General features: G+C 75.3%; 20 protein-coding genes. 13 read left to right on the top strand and 7 right to left on the bottom strand.

The window, feature by feature from the left end; translation table 11 throughout:
* Positions 1-6: 6 nt before the first annotated feature.
* Together IH44_RS0118235 and IH44_RS0118230 are read right to left on the bottom strand one after the other, a co-directional pair.
* The gene (locus tag IH44_RS0118235) at positions 7-1,026 is read right to left on the bottom strand and encodes an alpha/beta hydrolase (protein WP_081966953.1); all 1,020 of its coding nucleotides are present in this window, start codon (positions 1,024-1,026) and stop codon (positions 7-9) included.
* Between the two features lie 86 nt (positions 1,027-1,112).
* Positions 1,113-1,466, bottom strand: coding sequence for a VOC family protein (locus IH44_RS0118230; protein WP_198545009.1), 354 nt, complete (start codon positions 1,464-1,466; stop codon positions 1,113-1,115).
* Between the two features lie 272 nt (positions 1,467-1,738).
* Here IH44_RS0118230 and IH44_RS0118225 point away from each other — a divergent pair, with 272 nt between their 5' ends.
* From IH44_RS0118225 to IH44_RS0118215, 3 genes are all read left to right on the top strand, one after another.
* The gene (locus IH44_RS0118225; RefSeq protein ID WP_030460659.1) at positions 1,739-2,572 is read left to right on the top strand and encodes a helix-turn-helix transcriptional regulator; all 834 of its coding nucleotides are present in this window, start codon (positions 1,739-1,741) and stop codon (positions 2,570-2,572) included.
* Positions 2,562-2,780 (top strand): DUF397 domain-containing protein, encoded by a 219-nt coding sequence (locus tag IH44_RS0118220; protein ID WP_030460658.1) that lies wholly within the window; start codon positions 2,562-2,564, stop codon positions 2,778-2,780. Before IH44_RS0118225 ends, IH44_RS0118220 begins: the two co-directional genes overlap by 11 nt.
* 75 nt (positions 2,781-2,855) lie before the next feature.
* Entirely contained in the window at positions 2,856-3,074 is a 219-nt protein-coding gene (locus IH44_RS0118215) for a DUF397 domain-containing protein (protein ID WP_030460657.1), read from the top strand.
* 63 nt (positions 3,075-3,137) lie between these two features.
* Here IH44_RS0118215 and IH44_RS0118210 read toward each other — a convergent pair whose 3' ends face one another.
* On the bottom strand, positions 3,138-3,479 hold the full coding sequence (locus tag IH44_RS0118210) for a hypothetical protein (protein ID WP_030460656.1): 342 nt from the start codon (positions 3,477-3,479) through the stop codon (positions 3,138-3,140).
* 294 nt (positions 3,480-3,773) lie between these two features.
* Here IH44_RS0118210 and IH44_RS0118205 point away from each other — a divergent pair, with 294 nt between their 5' ends.
* The 5 genes from IH44_RS0118205 (at position 3,774) to egtD (ending at position 9,441) form a co-directional block, all read left to right on the top strand.
* Complete coding sequence (locus IH44_RS0118205; protein WP_157852377.1) at positions 3,774-4,880, top strand: aminotransferase class I/II-fold pyridoxal phosphate-dependent enzyme; 1,107 nt, start codon at positions 3,774-3,776, stop codon at positions 4,878-4,880.
* Between the two features lie 161 nt (positions 4,881-5,041).
* Complete coding sequence (gene egtA, locus IH44_RS0118200; RefSeq protein ID WP_232794996.1) at positions 5,042-6,298, top strand: ergothioneine biosynthesis glutamate--cysteine ligase EgtA; 1,257 nt, start codon at positions 5,042-5,044, stop codon at positions 6,296-6,298.
* 34 nt (positions 6,299-6,332) lie between these two features.
* Positions 6,333-7,682 (top strand): ergothioneine biosynthesis protein EgtB, encoded by a 1,350-nt coding sequence (gene egtB / locus IH44_RS0118195; protein WP_030460653.1) that lies wholly within the window; start codon positions 6,333-6,335, stop codon positions 7,680-7,682.
* Positions 7,682-8,458 (top strand): ergothioneine biosynthesis protein EgtC, encoded by a 777-nt coding sequence (gene egtC, locus IH44_RS0118190; protein WP_030460652.1) that lies wholly within the window; start codon positions 7,682-7,684, stop codon positions 8,456-8,458. Before egtB ends, egtC begins: the two co-directional genes overlap by 1 nt.
* Positions 8,455-9,441, top strand: coding sequence for an L-histidine N(alpha)-methyltransferase (gene egtD, locus IH44_RS0118185; RefSeq protein ID WP_030460651.1), 987 nt, complete (start codon positions 8,455-8,457; stop codon positions 9,439-9,441). Before egtC ends, egtD begins: the two co-directional genes overlap by 4 nt.
* Here egtD and IH44_RS0118180 read toward each other — a convergent pair.
* Entirely contained in the window at positions 9,438-11,132 is a 1,695-nt protein-coding gene (locus tag IH44_RS0118180; RefSeq protein ID WP_030460650.1) for an NAD(P)/FAD-dependent oxidoreductase, read from the bottom strand. The genes egtD and IH44_RS0118180 overlap by 4 nt on opposite strands.
* A gap of 159 nt (positions 11,133-11,291) precedes the next feature.
* Here IH44_RS0118180 and IH44_RS0118175 point away from each other — a divergent pair, with 159 nt between their 5' ends.
* Complete coding sequence (locus tag IH44_RS0118175) at positions 11,292-12,494, top strand: phosphotransferase (RefSeq protein WP_198545008.1); 1,203 nt, start codon at positions 11,292-11,294, stop codon at positions 12,492-12,494.
* Between the two features lie 178 nt (positions 12,495-12,672).
* On the opposite strand, the gene IH44_RS0118170 is transcribed toward IH44_RS0118175, so the two are convergent.
* Both IH44_RS0118170 and IH44_RS0118165 read right to left on the bottom strand, forming a co-directional pair.
* Positions 12,673-13,158: a DUF3592 domain-containing protein gene (locus IH44_RS0118170; protein WP_030460648.1), complete on the bottom strand. Its 486-nt coding sequence runs from the start codon at positions 13,156-13,158 to the stop codon at positions 12,673-12,675.
* Positions 13,159-13,225: 67 nt separating this feature from the next.
* Positions 13,226-13,858: a TetR/AcrR family transcriptional regulator gene (locus tag IH44_RS0118165; protein ID WP_030460647.1), complete on the bottom strand. Its 633-nt coding sequence runs from the start codon at positions 13,856-13,858 to the stop codon at positions 13,226-13,228.
* Between the two features lie 137 nt (positions 13,859-13,995).
* Between IH44_RS0118165 and IH44_RS0118160 the strand changes: the two genes are divergently transcribed.
* From IH44_RS0118160 to IH44_RS0118145, 4 genes are all read left to right on the top strand, one after another.
* Positions 13,996-15,144: an acyl-CoA dehydrogenase family protein gene (locus tag IH44_RS0118160; protein ID WP_030460646.1), complete on the top strand. Its 1,149-nt coding sequence runs from the start codon at positions 13,996-13,998 to the stop codon at positions 15,142-15,144.
* 48 nt (positions 15,145-15,192) lie between these two features.
* Positions 15,193-16,380 (top strand): acetyl-CoA C-acyltransferase, encoded by a 1,188-nt coding sequence (locus tag IH44_RS0118155; RefSeq protein ID WP_030460645.1) that lies wholly within the window; start codon positions 15,193-15,195, stop codon positions 16,378-16,380.
* Between the two features lie 52 nt (positions 16,381-16,432).
* Positions 16,433-17,191 carry a 3-oxoacyl-ACP reductase FabG gene (gene fabG / locus IH44_RS0118150; protein WP_030460644.1) on the top strand — a complete coding sequence of 253 codons (759 nt, stop codon included), beginning with the start codon at positions 16,433-16,435 and terminating at the stop codon, positions 17,189-17,191.
* A gap of 63 nt (positions 17,192-17,254) precedes the next feature.
* Entirely contained in the window at positions 17,255-17,911 is a 657-nt protein-coding gene (locus tag IH44_RS0118145) for a class I SAM-dependent methyltransferase (RefSeq protein WP_030460643.1), read from the top strand.
* A gap of 15 nt (positions 17,912-17,926) precedes the next feature.
* On the opposite strand, the gene IH44_RS0118140 is transcribed toward IH44_RS0118145, so the two are convergent.
* The coding region (locus IH44_RS0118140) for a hypothetical protein (RefSeq protein WP_030460642.1) at positions 17,927-19,725 on the bottom strand (1,799 nt) is incomplete at its 5' end.

Genomic DNA, 19,725 nt, shown 5'->3' with positions numbered 1-19,725 from the left:
AGGACCCTACCGGCCCGCGGCGGCGAGGAACTCCCGCTCGCGGTGGCGTTCGCGGTCGGTGACGGTGAGCGGGTAGAGGGTGAAGCCGTGCATGGCCCCGGCCACCACGTCGAGCCGGGCCGCCCCGCCCGCCTCCCGCCAGCGCCGGGCCAGCAGCACCGAGTCGTCCAGCAGCGGGTCCTCGGTGCCGACCACGAGCCGGGCCGGCGGCAGACCGGCGAGGTCCGCGTAGAGCGGGGACAGCGCCGGGTCACGGCGCCGCCCGGCATCGGTGCCGGGGCTGAACATCTCGTAACTCCCTTGCAGACTGCGGGTGTTGCTCAGCAGCGCACGGTCGCCGAAGCTGCGCTGGCTGGGGGTCATGGCCAGGTCGTAGGGGCCGAAGGCCAACTGGGCTCCGCAGTAGGCCCCGGGATGCTCCGCCCGCAGGCGCAGCAGGGTGAGGACGGCGAGGTGCGCCCCGGCCGACTCCCCCGCGATCAGCAGCCGGTCGGTGCCGAACTCGGCGACGGCGTGCTCGGCGAGCCAGCGGGCGGCACGCTCACAGTCGTCGGGGGCGGCGGGGTAGGGGTGCTCGGGGGCGAGCCGGTACTCGACGCTGACGACGGCCAGCCGGGCCCCCCGGGCCAGCTCCCACAGCCGCTCGTCCTGCCCGTCCGCCGACCCGAACGCCCAACCCCCGCCGTGCAGATGGAGCAGGACGCCCTCGGGGCTGCCGGGATCGAGCACCCGGACCCGCACCCCGCCCGGGAGCCGCCGGTCCCGGGCCTGCGGAAGACGCCGGGGCGGCGTGTCACCCCCGAGCCGGTTGCGGCGCAGCCGGGCGAGCGTCTCCGCGTCGAGCGGTCCGCGACGGACGGGCCGGCTGCCCGCGGCCCGTTCGAAGGCCCGGTTGAAGGCGAGCGTCTCCTCCAGGCAGTCGAGGTCCCGCAGGTGGGCGCGCAGGGGGTGCCCGTCGAGGGGCTCGCCGCGCAGGAAGTCGGGGAAGTCGGGGTAGTCGGGCGTGGTGCGGTGCGTCGTCGTCATGCCGCAGACGATGCCGGGGCGTGGCGACAGCAGCGTGTCACCCTTTCCGGGTGATCCGGGTCACTGGGCGGGCTGCCGGGGCCCGCTCAGCCCTTCGGTGCACTCAGGACGCAGAACTCGTTGCCCTCCGGGTCGAGCAGGGTCACCCAGTGCTGCCCGTCCTGCACGGGGTCGACGCGCCGGGCGCCGAGGGAGATCAGCCGGGAGACCTCGGCCTCCTGGTCGTCGGGGCGGAAATCGGGGTGGAGCCTGTTCTTCGTCGTCTTGCCCTCGGGGACGCCGACGAAGAGCAGCCCCGGCATCCGGTCCGGCTCGGGCCGGATCTCGATGATCTCCTCGGTCTCGTCGACCACGACCCAGCCGAGAGCCTCGGCCCACCAGCGTCCGAGGGTGATGGGGTCGGCGGAGTCGACCATGATCTGTTCCCATTCAAGTGCCATGGGGATGAGCATAGACAAGGCCGACCACCCCTCTGAGCAGGGACGATCTCCGTCGGCCGCCGGTTGAACGAGCCGGCAGGAGCGGCAGGCGTGACGGGTCGTCAGGCGCGGCGCTCCGCAGGGCGTTTGGCTCCCACGGCAGTCACTGTCCGTGCTCCGGCGGTCGCTGATCGGCGCTAAGCTGTGGAGGATCGGAAAGTCGGAAGGGCGGGGCTCTCCGCTTCTGCGCGTGTCGACGGAGCCTCACGAAGCATCTGGGGAGAGGGGCGGACATGGCCTGGCCGGAACGCGAGGTGGATCCGAGCAAGAGCGCCCGGCACTTCTACGGCGCCGAGATCCGACGGCTCCGGACGGAGCGGGGGTGGTCGCTGGCCAGGCTTGCCGAGGAGGTGCACTTCTCCCCGAGCACGATGTCCCGGGTGGAGAACGGGGACATCAGGGTTCCCGACAGCCTTTCGGAGAAGCTCGACAGCGTCCTCATGACCGACGGCTTCTTCGCCCGGATGTTCCCGCTGGCCCGACAGGAAAGCCATCCCGCGAAGTACCAGGAGTTCCTTTCCCTGGCCGACAGCGCCAGGGTGTACGAGTCCTACAGCCCTGGTATCCACGGCCTGCTCCAGACCGAAGCCTGTGCCCGGCGCATCCTCCGTTCCGGCATCCCCTACGGCCCGGACGAAGAGGTCGAGCAGCGGGTCCAGGCCCGGCTTGAACGACAGATCCGCATGTACAACAGCGCAGAGTGCCGGTACTGGTTCATCCTCGACGAGGCCGCGATCCGCCGTCAGATCGGGACTCCGGCCGAGATGACGGAGCAGCTGACCGCCATCCTTACGGCGGCTCAACTGTCGAACGTCGTGGTGCAGGTGCTCCCCTTCTCCGCCGGCGTCCACTCCGAGACCTCCTCCATGTCCATCCTCAGGCTGGAGGACAACCGGCAGGTGGCATACGAGGAGAGCACCCGGGCCGGAGTCTTCTTCGAAGAAGAGCGTGATGTAGCAGAACGCCGGGCACTCTACGATCTATTGAGGGCTCAGGCGCTGTCCAAGGCCGAGTCCGAGCGACTGATCAGAGCTGCGATGGAAGGACTAATCCCCGATGGCTCATGACGACCTCAAGTCACCCACGGATGAACGCCGTTGGCGCAAGAGCAGCTACAGCAACTCCGACGGCGGCGAGTGCATCGAAGTCGACGACGCCCACCCCGGCCACGTCCGGGACTCCAAGGACCCCCAGGGCCCGATCCTGACCTTCCCGCCCGCCGCGTGGAACGCCTTCTGCCACGCCGCCGCCACCGGAGAGTTCGGCGAGGTCTGACTCCCCCACCCACCCGCCGCCCGAGGCCCCTTCCTCCGCGAGGGGCCTCGCCCCCCGAGGAAGGACTGACCCCCGATGGCTCATGCCGACCTCAAGTCACCTGCCGATGACCGCCGTTGGCGCAAGAGCAGCTACAGCAACTCCGACGGCGGTCAGTGCATCGAAGTCGACGACGCGAACCCCGGCCACGTCCGGGACTCCAAGGACCCCCAGGGCCCGATCCTGACCTTCCCGCCCGCCACATGGGGCGCCTTCTGCCACGCCGCTGTCGCCGGCGAGTTCGGCGAGGTCTGACTTCCCCATCCGCTGCCGCCCGAGGCCCTTCCTCCGCGAGGGGCCTCGTGTCGTTTCGGGTGGTCAGGCGGCTTGGAGGATGGCGCGGGGGGAGGTCATTTCGATCAGGTGGGCGCCGGTGGTGCGGATCCGGTCGGCGGTGGTGCGGGCGGTGGTGGGGCAGAGGGCGAAGACCCAGGTGCCGGGGATCAGGACGGTGTCGACCCAGCCGGCGGCAATGTCGGCGAGCAGGTGTTCGAGGCGGGGGGCGCGTTCGGTGGAGCGGGTGCCGTTGTCCAGGTAGAGGATCGGGCGGGCCAGTCCGCGGCGGTCGGCCAGGCCCTCGAGGGCGTGGCGGTGGGACATCATCTCCCAGCGGTCCTCGGGGTAGCAGCGCAGGTAGATGGCGGTGCTGTTCTTCGGCATGGGGTGCCTCGCAAGGTGGGTCCGGCCTACCGCGGTTCGGCCACGGGTGCGATGGGTGGGTCCAGTCTGCGCGGCATCGGACAACGTTGTCCAGGGATTCCGGCCACGTTTCCGAAAGCCGATAGTTGTTAAGCAATGTTTAAGTAATCCATGGCGAAATTCCTCACTGAGTGCCAGTTCACAGACACGTACCGATTCAGTTCTCGACGGCCCGGCCCGCCGCGCACACTGCCCCCGCTCACCGGTGCGGGCCTAGCGTGAGGGGGACGGCGGCGGCGACGGAGGGAGCACTCGGTGTTCGGACGGTTCTCGCGGGCGGGGACGGGCAGCGCGAAGTGGGCGCGGGCGGGTGCGGGGCGGATCGCCATGGGGGTGGCGGACATGGACCTGCCGGGGCCGCCCGCGGTGGGGGCGGCGTTGCGGGTGCGGGCGGGGCATCCGGCGTTCGGGTACCCGGTGGCGGAGGCCGCGGACCGGGTGCTGGTGGCGGACTGGTACCGGCGGCGGCACGGGGTGGAGGTGGATCCGGGCTGGGTGATGCTGCTGCCGTTCGCGCCGGGCACGGCGGTGCGGCTGCTGCTGGAGGCGGTGCGGCCGCTGTCCGGTCCGGCGGTGTTCGTGACGCCGGAGTGGGGCGGGTTCGCCCGGGTCTGCGGGGCGGCGGGGGTGGCGATGCGGGAGCTGCCGCTGCTGGAGACGGGTGATCCGGCCGACCCGTACCGGCTGCCGCTGGCCGAGGTCGCGGCGGCCCGGCCGGGCCTGGTGCTGCTGAGCAGCCCGCACAACCCGTCCGGGCGGATCTGGCCGGCCGCGGACGTCCGGGCGCTGGCCGCGGCGGCCGCGCCGGGGCTGCTGGTCTCGGACGAGGTGCACGGCGACCTGCGACACCCGGACGCGGGCGCGGCGCAGCCGGTCGCGGTGGCGGTGACGGGCGGGGCGGCGAACGTGGTGACGCTGAACTCGGTCGGCAAGACCTTCAACGTGTCGGGCCTGCCGAGCTGTTTCGCGCTGGTGCCGGACGCGGGGCTGCGGGAGCGGCTGGCGGCGGTGATGGCGGGTTTCGGGCTGTGGGAGGGCGGGCTGCTGGGGGCGGTCGCGCAGCGGGCGGCGCTGGCCGAGGGCGGGCCGTGGCTGGACGGGCTGCTGGCGCACCTGGTGCGGGCCCGGGAGTTGGCGGTGGGGGCGCTGGGCGGTGCGGTGCTGGCCCGTCCGCAGTCCTCGTACCTGCTGTGGCTGGACGGTGCGGGGCTCGGCAGCCGGGAGGAGCTGCTCACCGAGCGTCACGTCGAGCTGGCGGACGGTGCGGATTTCGGAGCGGCCGGTTCCGGGCGGCTGCGGCTGAATTTCGCCCTGCCGTTGGACCGTCTCCGCACCGCTCTCACCCGGCTGACCTGCGAATAGTCGATCCGGGCGGCATCGAGGTTTGCCCCGGAGCAGACTGAGCAGGAACAACCGGGCTCAAGTCGCGAACCGAGGGATGGTGAAACCCGGTGACATCTGTACGTCCGCAACAGGCCGCTCCGACCGCCGATCCGGCACACAGCGTGACGCTTCGGGCGGAGTTGACCGAGGCGTCGGCCGAACGGCACCTGGGCGCCATCTGCTTCAAGATCGGGCCCCCGGCGCTGGTCGGGGTCGAGGCGGAGTGGTTCGTCCACGACGTCCGATGTCCGGGTTCCCCGGTGGATCCCGACCGGGTGGCGGCCGCGCTGGCGGTGCTGCCCGACTCGGCCGACGGCCCGGTGCTCCCGGCGGGCTCGCGGCTGACGCGCGAACCCGGCGGGCAGGTCGAGCTCAGCTCCCCGCCCGCCGCCGACCCGGCCGACTGCGCGGCCGGACTGAGCGCCGACCAGGCGGTGCTGCGGGCGGCGCTGGCCGCCGAGGGCCTGCGGCTGACCGGCAGCGGCACCGATCCGATGGACCGCGAGCGCCGGATGCTCGCCACCCACCCGCGCTACCGGGCAATGGAGCACTACTTCGACCGCGGCGGCCCGTGGGGCCGGATCATGATGACCGGCACCGCCTCCGTGCAGGTCTGCGTGGACGCGGGCACCGAGGCCGACCACGCGCAGCGCTGGCGCCTGGCGCACGAGTTGGGGCCGGTGCTGGTCGCCGCGTTCGCCAACTCGCCGCTGCTGGAGGGCCGTCCGACCGGCTGGAAGTCGACCCGACAGCTGGTGTGGTCCCGGATGGACCCCTCCCGGACGCTGGCCCCGCCGCCGTCCGCCGACCCGCGCGCGGCCTGGACGGCCTACGTGCTGGACGCCGCGCTGCTGTGCGTGCGCCGCCCGGACGGGCTGCCCTGGGACGCGCCGGCCGGGCTGAGCTTCCGCGAGTGGCTGCGCGGCGCGGGCGAGCGGCCCGCGGCACTGGCCGACCTGGACTACCACCGCACCACGCTGTTCCCGCCGGTGCGCCCGCGCGGCCACCTCGAACTGCGGATGATCGACGCCCAGCCCGGCGAGGGCTGGCGGGTGCCGCTGGCCCTGGTCAGCGCGCTGATGGACGACCCGGTGGCGGCCGACGAGGCCCGCGCCGCCCTGGAGCGGCTGGGCCACGCGGGCAGCCGCGCGCCCCGTTCGGGCCTGTGGCGGCGGGCCGCCGCGCTCGGCATGGCCGACCCGGACCTGCGCCGCGCCGCGCTGCTCTGCTTCGCCGCCGCGGAACGGGCGCTGGCCCGCCGCGGCGGGCGGCTGCGCGCCGACCTGGTCGAGTTCGCCGAGCGCTACCCGGCCCGCGGCCGCTGCCCGGCCGACGACCAGCTGACCGCCCTGCGCACCGGCGCCGCCCCCGCCCTCCAGGAGGACGCCCCGTGCTGACCGCCCGCTCCTTCGCCCCGCAGGAGGCCACCTCGTGCTGAACGCCGACCGGACCGACCCCGCCCTGCTGCGCGACCTGATCGCCGTCGAACTGCTCGCCGCCCGGGAGCGCACCGGGCAGCTCACCGAGGCCGTCGACGACGCCGAACTCGTCGCCCAGCACTCGCCGTTGATGTCGCCGCTGGTGTGGGACCTGGCGCACATCGGCAACCAGGAGGAGCTGTGGCTGCTGCGCAACGTGGGCGGCCGCGACCCGATGCACCCGGAGATCGACCCGCTGTACGACGCCTTCGAGCACCCGCGGGCCGAGCGCCCCCGGCTGCCGCTGCTGCCGCCCGCCGAGGCCCGCGCCTACGCGCACGAGGTGCGCGGCCGGGTGCTGGACCTGCTGGCCGCCTCCCCGCTGGAGGGCGCGCCGCTGCTGGACGCCGGGTTCGCCTTCGGCATGATCGCCCAGCACGAGCAGCAGCACGACGAGACCATGCTGATCACCCACCAGCTGCGCACCGGCCCGGCCGTGCTGGACGCCCCGCCGCCGCCCGCCGCCACCGGCCCGCTGCCCGCCGAGGTCCTGGTCCCCGCCGGGCCGTTCACCATGGGCACCGACACCGAGCCGTGGGCGCTGGACAACGAGCGCCCCGCCCACCCGGTCGAGCTGCCCGCGTTCTGGCTGGACACCACGCCCGTCTCGGCCGGCGCCTACCAGCGCTTCCTGGCCGACGGCGGCTACCGGGACCCGCGCTGGTGGACGCCCGAGGGCTGGGCGCACCGGATGTCGGCCGGCCTGGAGGCGCCGCTGTTCTGGGAGCAGGACGGCGGCCAGTGGCTGCGCCGCCGCTTCGGCCGCCTCGAACCCGTCCCGGCGGACGAGCCGGTGCTGCACGTCAGCTGGTACGAGGCCGACGCGTACGCCCGGTGGGCGGGGCGGCGGCTGCCGACCGAGGCCGAGTGGGAGAAGGCCGCCCGGCACGACCCGGCCACCGGCCGCTCCCGGCGCTTCCCGTGGGGCGACGCCTCCCCCGGCCCCGAGCACGCCAACCTGGGCCAGCGGCACCTGCGCCCGGCCCCGGTCGGCGCCTACCCGGCGGGTGAAGCGCCGTGCGGGGCACGGCAGTTGATCGGCGACGTGTGGGAGTGGACGGCCAGCGACTTCACCGGCTACCCGGGCTTCACAGCCTGGCCGTACAAGGAGTACTCGGAGGTGTTCTTCGGCCCTGAGTACAAGGTGCTGCGCGGCGGCTCGTTCGCGGTCGCCCCGGTCGCCTGCCGGGGCACCTTCCGCAACTGGGACTACCCGGTGCGGCGGCAGATCTTCTCCGGCTTCCGCACCGCGCGCGACGCCGAGCCGAGGACGGCCGAGCCCCGGACGGGGGCCGGGGCCTGATGTGCCGCCACTTCGCCTACCTGGGGCGGCCGGTGCCGATCCGCTCGGTCCTGCTCGACCCGCCGTACGGGCTGCTGCGCCAGTCCTGGGCGCCCCGGCTGCAGCGCTACGGCACCGTCAACGCGGACGGCTACGGCGTCGGCTGGTACGCGGCCGGGGACGAGCGTCCGGCCCGCTACCGGCGGGAGGGCCCGATCTGGGCCGACGGCGACCTCGCCGACCTGGCCCGGGTGGTCAGCTCGCACGCCGTGCTCGGCGCCGTCCGCTCCGCCACCCCCGGCTGCGCCGCCGGGCCGCAGGCCGCCGCCCCGTTCGCCGCCGGGCGCTGGCTGTTCAGCCACAACGGCGCGCTGCCCGGCTGGCCGCGCTCCTTCGCCCCGCTGGCCGAACTGCTGCCCGCCACCGAGCTGTTGGAGCTGGAGGCGCGCACCGACTCGGCCCTGCTGTGGGCGCTGGCGCTGAACCGGCTGCGCGCGGGCGTCAAACTCGGCGAGGCGCTCGCCGAAGTCTGCCTGCTGACCGCCGAGTTGTCCGATGCCCGGGTCAACCTGCTGGCCACCGACGGCAGTTCGCTGGCCGCCACGGTGTGGGGCGACACCCTGTTCCAGCACCGCGACCCGGACGGCTCCGTGCTGCTCGCCTCCGAGCCCTTCGACGACGGGCCCGGCTGGTCCGAAGTCCCCGACCGCACCCTGCTGGTGGCCGACGCGGCCGGCAGCTCGCTGACCCCGCTGGCCCCCGTCGGGCCGCGCACCCGAGAGGACGCCCCGCGATGACCGGATACCGGCTGACCCGCCTGCTGCCCCCCGACCACCTGCACCACGCGCTGCGCACCGACGCCCGCGAGGGCCTGAGCGGCCGGCCCAAACGGCTGCCCCCGAAGTGGTTCTACGACGCCCGCGGCTCCGAACTCTTCGAGGAGATCACCCGGCTGCCCGAGTACTACCCGACCCGGGCCGAGCGCGAGATCCTCGCCGACCGCGCCGCCGCCGTCGCCGCCGCCACCGGCGCCCGCACCCTGGTCGAACTCGGCTCCGGCTCCTCCGAGAAGACCCGCCTGCTGCTCGACGCGCTGCGCGCCGCGGGCACCCTGGAGCGCTACGTCCCGGTCGACGTCAGCGAGAGCGCCCTGGCGGCCGCCGGGAAGTCGCTGATCGACGACTACCCGGGGCTGGAGGTCTCCGCCGTGCTGTCCGACTTCACCCACGGTCTGGGCCTGCCCGACGGCGGCGGCCCCCGCCTGGTCGTCTTCCTCGGCGGCACCCTCGGCAACCTGCTGCCCGCCGAGCGCACCGTCTTCCTGGCCGGCCTGCGGGCCCAGCTGATGCCCGGCGACTGGCTGCTGCTCGGCACCGACCTGGTCAAGGACCCCGCCGTCCTGGTCGCCGCCTACGACGACGCCGCCGGGGTCACCGCCGCGTTCAACCGCAACCTGCTGTCGGTGCTCAACCGCGAGCTGGGCGCCGACTTCGAGCCGGAGCAGTTCGCGCACGTCGCCCTCTGGGACGCCGAGAACGAGTGGATCGAGATGCGGCTGCGCTCGCTGCGCGAGCAGACCGTCAAGGTCACCGAACTCGGCCTGCCCGTGCACTTCGAGGCCGGCGAGGAGCTCCGCACCGAGGTCTCCGCGAAGTTCCGGCGCGAACGCGTCGAACGCGAGCTCTTCGCCGCCGGCCTGCGGCTGACCGACTGGTGGACCGACGGGGAGGGCCGCTTCGGGCTGTCGCTGTCCCGGCCCTTCGAGGACGGCTCCGACTAGGCCGTGCCCGAGGGGGCTTCCGGCGGGGCCGGCGGGCGGGCGGCCTGGCGCAGCAGGCCCGTCCACAGGCGGGCGCGGCCGGTGCGGTCGAGTGCTTCGTGCGCGGCGAGCAGGCCGCCGGTGACCGCGCCCAGGAAGCCTCCGGCCAGGCAGTCCTGGCCGGAGAGGTAGAGGCCGTCGACGGCGGTGCGCGGGCGCAGCCGGTCCGCCCGGCCGGGCGTGCGGCCGTCGCCGAAGGCCGTGACGTCCTTGGCGAGCCCGTAGAGGCTGCCGCCGGGCCAGCCGGCGAAGTGTTCGGCCGTCAGCGGGGTGCCGAGTTCGTGGTAGGCCACCCGGCCGCGGGTGGACGGCAGTTGGCGGTGGAGCAGGTCGAGCAGTTCGGCGCTGAGTTCGGCCTTCAGCGCCAGGTAGGCCCGGTCCCGGTGGCGGTGGCGGGAGCCGTGGAAGGGCGCGAACAGCTCGGGGCGGACGTAGGCGAGGATCTCGCCGGTGGACCGGCCGGGGTACCGGCCGGTCCAGGTGGGGTCCTTGGCGCAGGAGAAGGAGAGGAAGCAGCCGCTGGTGCGTCCGCCGGTGCCGTCGAAGAAGGCGTCGCAGTCGCCGTCGGTGACCAGCAGGTTGTGCCGGGGCAGGCCGAGTTCCGCGGGGTCGCCGTCGAGGCCGAGGAAGAGCACCACGAACGGGAATCCGCGCCGCATGCCGTCCAGCGGGTCGGGGGCGCCGGGGCACTCCGGGACGCCGGGGCGCTCCGGGGCGCCGGGCGGCCGCGCAGCGGGCAGCAGGGTGCGGTAGGTGTGGTGCGCGCCCGCCGCGCTGACCACCACCGGGGCCCGGACCCGGGTGCCGTCCGCCAGCCGGACGCCCGTCGCCCGCGTCCCGGTCAGTTCGATCCGGGCGACCGGGGCCCGGACGAAGACCTCGCCGCCCGCGGCGCGGATCGGGTCGAGCATCGCGCGGGCGATCGCGGCGCTGCCGCCCACCGGGTACCAGGCGCCGGTGCGGAAGTGCTCGAACATCACGGCGAGCAGGAAGAACGGCAGCTTGGCGGTGGAGTCGGCCAGCAGCAGGGCGCTGCGGGTGAGGACGGCCTGCCGCAGCCGCTCGTCGGCGATCAGCCCTTCCACCACGTCCCGGGCCGGGCGCATCGCCTCGGGCGGTACGGCGGCCGTCCGCAGCAGGCGGGCCAGCCCGCGGGCCACCGGGCTCGAGAGGCGGCCCACCGCCAGCGCCGGGAGCACCGCCCGGCACCGCCCGACCAGGGCGAACAGGGCGTCGATGCCGGCCCGTTCGGCCGGGAAGCGGGCGGTCAGTTCGGCCCGGTGGGCGTCGAAGCCGACCGGGCCCCGGTGCACCTCGCCGGCCAGCCGGTACTCGTCGCACGGGTCGCCGACCGGGGCCCAGCGCAGCGCGCCGCCGGTCAGGTAGTCGGAGAGCACCCGCACCGGTTCGCGCGGGCCCAACTGGCCGACGTAGTGGATGCCGACGTCCCATTCCCAGCCGCGGCGCCGGTAGGCGTGGGTGTAGCCGCCCGCGGTGTAGTGCTGCTCGAACACCGCCACCCGGCGCCCCTGGCGGGCCAGGCAGACCGCGGTGGTCAGGCCGCCCGCCCCGGACCCGACCACCACCGCGTCGTACCGGTCCGCGACCGCGCCCGCCGTCAGCGGCCTGCCCACCAGCACGCGTTCCGCCACGTCCGTCACCTCCGCCGCACCGGCCCGGGGCGGAGGGGATCCACCGCCCGCGGTACAACTCCCCCGGCCGTGCCGGGTTACGGTCCCGCCCCCGGACGGCGGTACGGGGGCGTCCGTTATTCGGTGGCGCGGGGGCGGGGCCGTCCGGAGAATGCCCGGGTGCAGATGACTGAGCAGCGGACGGCGACCGTCGTGGTCGAGTGGCAGGGCGAACTCCTGGGGGCGGTGGGCCCGTTCGCGGCGCAGTCGCCGTACTGGGCGCAGATCGGCGAGGTGGCCGCGGCGGCGTCGCGGGCGGCGGGGGTGCCGCTGGCGGTGCTGCGGCTGCTGTCGGTGGCGGGCGGCGAGGGCGGCCGGGGCGGCGGGGCGGTGTACCTGGCGGCGGCGTCCGGGCGTCCGACGGGCGCGCTGGCCGCGAGCCCGGTGCTGCCGGACGCCGGGCACCCGCTGCGGCTGCGGTGGGCGTCGGCGGACGGGCTGGCCGCGGAATGGGCTTGGGCGGACGGCGAGTTGGCCTCGCTCGGCCGGTCCAGGAGCGGCCCGGTGGAGCAGGTGCGCAGCTGGAACCTGTCGGCGCTGTCGCGCTTCCCGACCGCGGACGGCCCGGTGTGGCTGAAGAGCACGCCGCCGTTCGCGGTGCCGGAGGCGGCGGTGATCGCCCGGGTGGAGCGGGCCCGGCCGGGGCTGGCGCCGCGGGTGCTGGCCGCCGACGGGCGGCGGGTGCTGCTGGCGGACGTGCCGGGCGTGGACTGCTGGGGCGCCCCGGAGGACGGCATGCTGGAGGTGGTCGACCGCTGGGCGGCCGCGCAGGCGGCGGTCGCGGCGGACGGCCCCGGCGAGTTGGCGGACTGCTCGCCGGCCGCGCTCGCGGAGCGCTTCCCGGCGCTGCTGGAGCGGCTGCGCCCCGACCTGTCGGAGCAGGAGTACGCGCAGGCCCGGGAGCTGGCCGGGCAGTTGCCCGCGCTCGCCGACGAACTCGCCGCCTGCGGGCTGCCGTTGACGCTGGTGCACGGCGACTTCCACCCGGGCAACTGGCGTTTCGACGGCGAGCGGGCCACCGTCCTGGACTTCTCGGACGCGGCCTGGGGCCACCCGGCCCTGGACGGCCTGCGGCCCGCCCCGTTCCTCTCCCCCGCACGCTGGGCGGACGTCCGCTCCCGCTGGATCGACGCCTGGCGCGGGCTGCTGCCGGCCTGCGCCCCGGAACGGGCCCTGGAGCTGGCGCCGCCGCTGGTGCACGTGCACTTCGCGCTGCGCTACCAGGAGTTCCTGGACGGCATCGAACCGAGCGAGCACCCGTACCACGCGGGCGACCCGGCCGACGAGGTGCGGCGGGCGCTGCGGAGGGCGGCGGCCCGGTGAGCGGCAGGCTTCCTGCCGTTCCGGTGGACGTTGCCGGAGCCCGGGGCCTGCGTCGGGGCTTCCGGGGCCGCGAGGCCGGGGTTTCCGGGGCCTGCGTCGGGGCCGCCGGGGCCGCGAGGCCGGGGTTTCCGGGGCCTGCGTCGGGGCCGCCGGGGCCGCGAGGCCGGCCGACCGCGGTTCAGAACAGGCCGCCGCCGGTGGCGAGGGCCGTGCCGAAGGCGGCGGCCAGCGCTCCGGCCAGCAGCAGCGCCGCCGCGCCGGTGAGGGCGCCGAGGGTGGTGAGGGCGGCGACGTGGCGGGGCCGGTCGACGGTGTCGGCGGGGAGGGCGCCCTCGGGGCGGCCGGGCAGGTAGCGGACGGCGATCCGGTCGCCGACGGCGCGCGGGGTGTCGCCGTCGTCCTCGACCCGGACGGGCAGGTGGTCGGCGGTGCGGAAGCCGAGGACGGCCCGGCGGTCGGTGTGCACCTGCCGGGTCTCGGTGTGCCGGTGGGTGCTGGTGTACGTCTCCAGGACTTCGGCCTCGGCGGTGAGGCCGTGGGCGCGCAGGCGGCGCAGCCGGGCGTCGTGGCGCAGCCGTTGGACGGCGAGGGCGGTGCCGAGGGCGGCGAGCAGCAGTCCTGCGGCGCCGATCGCCGTGCCGGCCGTCGCGTCCGCCCAGTCCATCCGTCCTCCTGGTCCTCGGTTCCGCACCCATGGACGTGCGGGGCCGGGGGCCGGTTCCCCGGAGGGTTCAGGGCAGGCGGCGGTAGCGCAGGTCGAGGCCGTCGAGGAGGGCGTCGAGGCCGGTGGTGAAGGCGCCCTCGTCGATGGTGCGGCGGTGTTCGGCGAGGCGGTGGGCGTCGCCGAGGTGGGGGTAGTCGGCGGTGGCGTAGAGGGCGGCGTCGTCGGGGAAGCCGGCGGCGAAGGAGCCGAGGGCGGAGCCGGTGACGAAGTAGCGCATCAGGGCGCCGATCCGGGTGGCCTGGCCGCGGGGCCAGCCGGCGTCGACCAGGCAGCCGAAGACGGCGTCGGCCAGCCGCAGGGCGTTGGGGCGGCGTCCGGGGCCCTGGGCGAGGACCGGGACGAGGTGGGGGTGGGCGGTGAGGGCGGCGCGGTAGGAGCGGGCCCAGGCGTGCAGGGCGGTGCGCCAGTCGTCCGGCGCGTCGAACATGGTGAGGTCGACCTCGCCCATCACACTGTCGACGACGGCGTCGAGCAGGTCGTCCTTGGTGGCGAAGTGGTTGTACAGCGAGGGGCCGCTGACCGAGAGTTCGGCGGCCAGGCGGCGGGTGGAGAGGGCGGGCAGGCCCTCGGCGTCGACCAGGGCGAGGGCGGCGGCGATGATGCGGTCCCGGCTGAGCAGGGGGGTGCGGGGTCGGGCGATCTCCGCCTCCTGGGGTGCGGGCTGCTGGGTCGGGCCATTCTCGCAGGTGCCCGCGGGTGCCCTTCCGCATCCGGTGCGGGCGGGCTACAGTCACCATAAAACTTGCACTGCTAGTTTAAGTCGGGGTGCCCATCCGCATGGACCTGGAACTGACCGAGGAGCAGGCCGCCGTGCGGGAGCTGGCCGCCGCCTTCACCGACCGGGAGATCGTGCCGTTCGCGGCCGAGTGGGACCGGGCGGAGTCGATCGACCTGGGCATCCTCAGGAAGCTCGGCGACCTGGGCTTCCTCGGGCTGACCCTGCCGGAGGAGTACGGCGGCAGCGGCGGCGACCACCTGGCGTACTGCCTGGTGCTGGAGGAGCTGGGGCGCGGCGACTCCTCGGTGCGCGGCGTGGTGTCGGTGACGCTGGGGCTGGTCGCCAAGTCGGTCAACGCGTTCGGCACCGAGGAGCAGAAGCGGCAGTGGCTGCCCCGGCTGTGCTCGGGCGAGGCGCTGGGCTGCTTCGCGCTGACCGAGCCCGGCACCGGCTCGGACGCCGCCAACCTGACCACCCGGGCCGAGCGCGACGGCGACGACTGGCTGATCTCCGGCGCGAAGATGTTCATCACCAACGGGACGTGGGCGGACGTCGCCCTGGTCTTCGCCCGCACCGGCGGTCCCGGGCACCGCGGCGTCACCGCCTTCCTGGTGCCCACCGACGCGCCCGGCTTCGAACGGCGGCTGGTGCACGGCAAGTTGGGCCTGCGCGGGCAGGCCACCGCCGAACTCTCCTTCGACCGGGTCCGCGTCCCGGACGGCGCCCGGCTCGGCGAGGTCGGCAGGGGCTTCACGGTGGCGATGGCGGCCCTGGCCAAGGGCCGGATGTCGGTCGCGGCGGGCTGCGTGGGCATCGCGCAGGCCGCGCTGGACGCGGCGGTGCGCTACGCCGGGGAGCGCGAGCAGTTCGGAAAGCCCATCGCCGCCCACCAGTTGGTGCAGGAGCTGCTGGCCGACATCGCCGTCGACGTGGACGCGGCCCGGCTGCTGACCTGGCGGGTCGCCGACCTGATCGACCGCGGGCAGCCGTTCGCCACCGAGTCCTCGGTCGCCAAGCTGTACGCCTCCGAGGCGGCGGTGCGCTGCGCCAACAACGCGCTGCAGGTGTTCGGCGGGTACGGCTTCATCGACGAGTACCCGGTCGGCAAGTACCTGCGCGACGCCCGGGTGATGACCCTGTACGAGGGCACCAGCCAGATCCACAAGCTGCTCATCGGACGCTCGCTGACCGGCGTCAACGCGTTCTGACCCGCCTGCCCCCACCCTTCCCACCCTCCCGACAAGGAGCCCGACGAAGTGCTTCCGGTCTTCATCGCCGCCGCCCGCCGCACCCCGATCGGTCGGCTGCGCGGCGCACTGTCCGCCGTCCGGCCCGACGACCTGTCGGCGGCCGTGCTGCGCGGACTGCTCGACTCGGTGCCCGCGCTGGACCCGGCGCGGATCGACGACGTGTACTGGGGCGCCGCCAACCAGGCCGGCGAGGACAACCGCAACCTGGCCCGGATGGCCGTGCTGCTGGCCGGGCTGCCCGAGGGCGTGCCGGGCGCGACCGTCAACCGGCTGTGCGCGTCCGGGATGGAGGCCGTCACCACGGCGGCCCGGGCGATCGGCTCCGGCGAGGCGGACGTCGTCGTGGCGGGCGGCTGCGAGTCGATGAGCCGCGCCCCGTTCGTGCTGCCCCGCCCGGACGAGGCGCTGCCGCACCGGATGGAGACCTTCGACACCCGGCTCGGCTGGCGCCTGACCAACCCGCGGATGCGCGAGCTGCACGGCGTGCTGTCGATGGGCGAGACCGCCGAGGAGGTCGCCGCCCGGTACGGCATCGGCCGCGAGGCGCAGGACGCGTTCGCGCTGCGCAGCCACCGGCTGGCCGCCGCCGCCCGGGAGGCGGGGCACTTCGACGCCGAACTGCTGCCCGTCGCCCGCCCGGACGGGGCGCTGGTGGAGCGCGACGAGTCGATCCGGCCGGACACCACCGCCGAGAAGCTGGCCGCCCTCAAGCCGGTGTTCCGCCCCGGCGGGACGGTGACGGCGGGCAACGCCTCGCCGATGAACGACGGCGCGGCGGCGCTGCTGCTGGTCAGCGAACGGGCGCTGGCAGAGCTGGAGTTGGAGCCACTGGGCCGGTACGTGGCGGGCGCCTCGGCGGGCGTGCACCCGGACGTGATGGGCATCGGGCCGGTGCCGGCCACCCGGCGGGTGCTGGAGCGCTCCGGCTGGAAGCTCGCCGAGCTGGAGACCGCCGAGTTCAACGAGGCGTTCGCGGCCCAGGCGCTGGCCTCGGTGGGCGAGTTGGGGATCGACCCGGAGCTGGTCAACCCCTCCGGCGGGGCGATCGCGCTGGGCCACCCGCTGGGCTGCTCGGGCGCCCGGATCCTCACCACCCTGCTGCACCGGATGCGCCGCACCGGCGCCCGGCGCGGCCTGGCCACCATGTGCGTGGGCGTCGGCCAGGGCTCCGCCGTGCTGGTCGAACGCGGCTGAACCCGCTTTCCCCCCAACGGACATGACGAACCATCAGGAACGGAGTACGGCAATGGGCAGGTTCGACGGCAAGGTCGCGGTGGTGACCGGCGCGGCGCAGGGCATCGGGGCGGCGACGGCCCGGCGGCTGGCCGAGGAGGGCGCGGCGGTGGCCGTGGTCGACCTCACCGCGGAGCGGGCCGAGGGCACCGCGGCGGAGATCGCCGCGGCGGGCGGCACCGCGCGGGCGTACGGGTGCGACGTCGCCGACTACGACGCGGTCGAGGCGCTGTTCGCCACCGTGGCCGAGGAGTTGGGCGGGGTGCACGTCCTGGTCAACAACGCCGGGATCACCCGGGACAACCTGTTCTTCAAGATGCCCAAGCAGGACTGGGACGCCGTCCTCACCGTCAACCTGACCAGCGCCTACAACTGCGCGCACGTCGCCCAGAAGTACTTCGTCGCGCAGAAGTACGGCAAGATCGTGTCGCTCAGCTCGCGCTCCGCCCTCGGCAACCGCGGCCAGGCCAACTACGCGGCGGCGAAGGCCGGCATCCAGGGCCTCACCGCGACGCTGGCCATCGAGCTCGGCCCGTTCAACGTCAACGTGAACGCCGTCGCCCCCGGCTACATCGCCACCTCGATGACCGCCGCCACCGCCGAGCGGGTCGGCGCCACCCCCGAGGACCACCAGGCCGAGGTGGCGGGCCGCACCCCGCTGCGCCGGGTCGGCCGCCCCGAGGAGGTCGCCGCCGTGGTCGCCTTCCTGGCCAGCGAGGACGCCGCCTACGTCAGCGGCCAGACCCTGTACGTCAACGGCGGCGCCCGGTAAGGCAGTAGGGCGACGGCGTCGAAGGGCGGCCGGGTGTCGGCGGGGTCCGCTACAGTCCGGCGGATGACCGAACTGGATTCCCTCCCCGGCACCCGGGCCGCCTACGACGCCGTCGCCGTGCGCTACGCGCAGCAGTTCGCCGACACCCTGCGCGACCGGCCGGTGGAGCGGGCGCTGCTGGCCGCGTTCGCCGAGTCGGTGCGCACCGGCGGCGGGGGCGAGGTCGCGGACCTGGGCTGCGGGCCTGGGCACATCACCGCCCACCTGCGGGAGTTGGGGCTGCGGGCGTTCGGCGTCGACGCCTCCCCGGCGATGGTCGAGCTGGCCCGGCGGGCCAACCCGGGCGTGCGGTTCGAGGTCGGTTCGATGGCGGCGCTCGACCTCGCGGACGGCGCGCTGGGCGGGGTGCTCTCGCGGGCCTCGCTGATCCACGTCCCGCCGCCGGACCTCCCGGCCGTGCTCGCGGAGTTCGCCCGGGTCCTCGCCCCGGGCGGCCGGCTGCTGATCGGCTGCCTCGCCACCGACGACCCGGCGGTCCCGGCCCAGCCCTACGACCACTCGGTGGTGACGGCCTACCGCCTGTCCCCCGACCACCTGGCCGGGCTGCTGCGCGGCGTCGGCGTCCACGAGGTGGCCCGGGTGCTGTGCGAGCCGAAGCCCACCGACAAGCGGCAGTTCAGGGAACTGCTGCTGCTGGCCGCCAAGGAGCCGGTGCACTGACCGGCGGGCGCCGCCCTAGCGGCCGGCGGCGTTGGCCTCGGCGAGTTGGCGCAGGTGGCGTTCGGCGGCGCGGAGTTTGCGGTTGTCGGGGCCGGGGAGGTGGGCGCGGAGCTCGATGATGTCGGGGGCGATCCGGATGGCTTCGGCCGGGTCCTTGACCGCGCGCCAGCAGGCTTCGGCGTTGGTGACGGCGCGCTGGGTCTCGGGGTGGTCGGGGCCGTCGGTCTGCAGCAGGGCGGTGGCGACCTGGCGGTAGAGCTCGGCAGCGACGGAGGGACGGCCGCCGACCCGGGAGACGTGGGCGCGGACCTGGCGGACCTGGAGCACGACGGGGGCGCGGGCGCCGTACGCGGCGACGGCCTTCTCCTCCAGGGCGAGGGCGAGCGCGGCGGCGGCGTCGTGGTCGCCGGCCTCGGCGCTGCGGACGATCTGGCCGATCGCCTCCAGGTACTCGCTCGGCGGGACCTGCCCGGGGTCGGCCGCCGGGGTGCCGTTCTCCTTGCCGAGCCGGACGGTGCCGGGCCCGGGCAGCGGGGTGGTGGCGGCCAGCGGGTCGTGCCGGGGGGCGGGTTCCGGTTCGGGGGCGCGCTCGACGAACGGGGCGGGGGCCGGCTTGCCGAGCGGGACGGTCGCGGTCGCCGTGTCCGGGCCCGGCAGCGGCAGGGTGGCGGCCAACGGGTCGGCGGTGTCCGGGAGTTCGAGGGTCTTCTCGAGTGCCACCAGGGGCGCGGCGGGCGTGTCCTTGCCGAGTTCGACCCGGTCCGGCTTGCCCAGCGGCACCGTCGTGGTGGCGGAGAGGGTGTCGGCGGGGACCATCGGGACGCCCCGGACCAGCGAGACGATCATCTTGCGGCGCGGCGGGGTCGCCGGGACGCCCGGCTTGCGCAGCGAGACCAGGACGCGCGGGGTCCAGCCGGGGGCGAGCCGGGGCCGGGCGGGTTCGGGCGCGGCGGCCGGGGCGGCCGTCCCGGGGCGGGCGGGGGCGGCGGGCGTCGCGGCGGGGTCGCCGGGGCCGATCTGCCGGGCGGTGTTGCGGAAGTAGGGCCGGTCGGCGGGGTGCGCGGTGATCACCACGGTGTCGGCGCGCAGCACCGAGTGGACCTGCTGGCGGACGAGTTCGGGGGTGAGCAGCTGGTCGGCGCCGGGGCGGCCGCGGTGCAGGGTCTCGATCAGGGCGCGGGTGAAGGTGCCGAGCTGGTCGGGGTCGTGGTTGACGACGGCCCAGAGCGGGACGCCGTCGGAGAGCTGCTGTCCGGCGGTGGCGGCGAGGCCGGGCCAGACCACCTGGTCGGCGCTCAGGTCGCCGATCACCAGGGTGTCCAACTCGGTGCCGCGGTGGCGCAGTTCGTTGGCGACGGCGGACCAGGGCAGGCTCTCGGAGGCCTTGTTCTCGCGCAGCGAGAGGTAGAGCTGCTCGCCGCGCCGGTCGGTGACCAGGTGGCCGCCGAGGTGGATCAGCAGCGGCCCGGGGTGGCGGGCGGCGGCGCGCAGGTGGGCGAGGACGGTCTGCGGGTCGTTGGCGCCGGGCAGGTGGACGGCGTCGACCTGGTCGGCGGAGAGCAGCACCTGCGGGGCGACGCCGGCCAGCGCCGCGGAGAGCACGGAGGCGTTCGCGGTGCCGCCGCGCCCCCAGCGGCGGCCGCCGCCGTAGCCGCCCTCGACCACCAGGACGCGGCCGCGCAGGCCGCCGCCGATGCCGTGGGCGGCGGGCGCGGGCGCGGTGGCGATAGCGGTGGCGGGCGGCGGGGTGTCGGCGGCGGGGGTCTTGAAGGCGGCGGCCGGGAAGGTGCCGGTCCAGCCGGTGCCGCCGGGCG

It is taken from the genome of Kitasatospora sp. NRRL B-11411, assembly GCF_000721345.1.
GTDB lineage: Bacteria > Actinomycetota > Actinomycetes > Streptomycetales > Streptomycetaceae > Kitasatospora > Kitasatospora cineracea.
The sequence above is the reverse complement of the archived record's forward strand: the minus strand, read 5'-3'. Positions and strand labels throughout refer to the sequence as shown.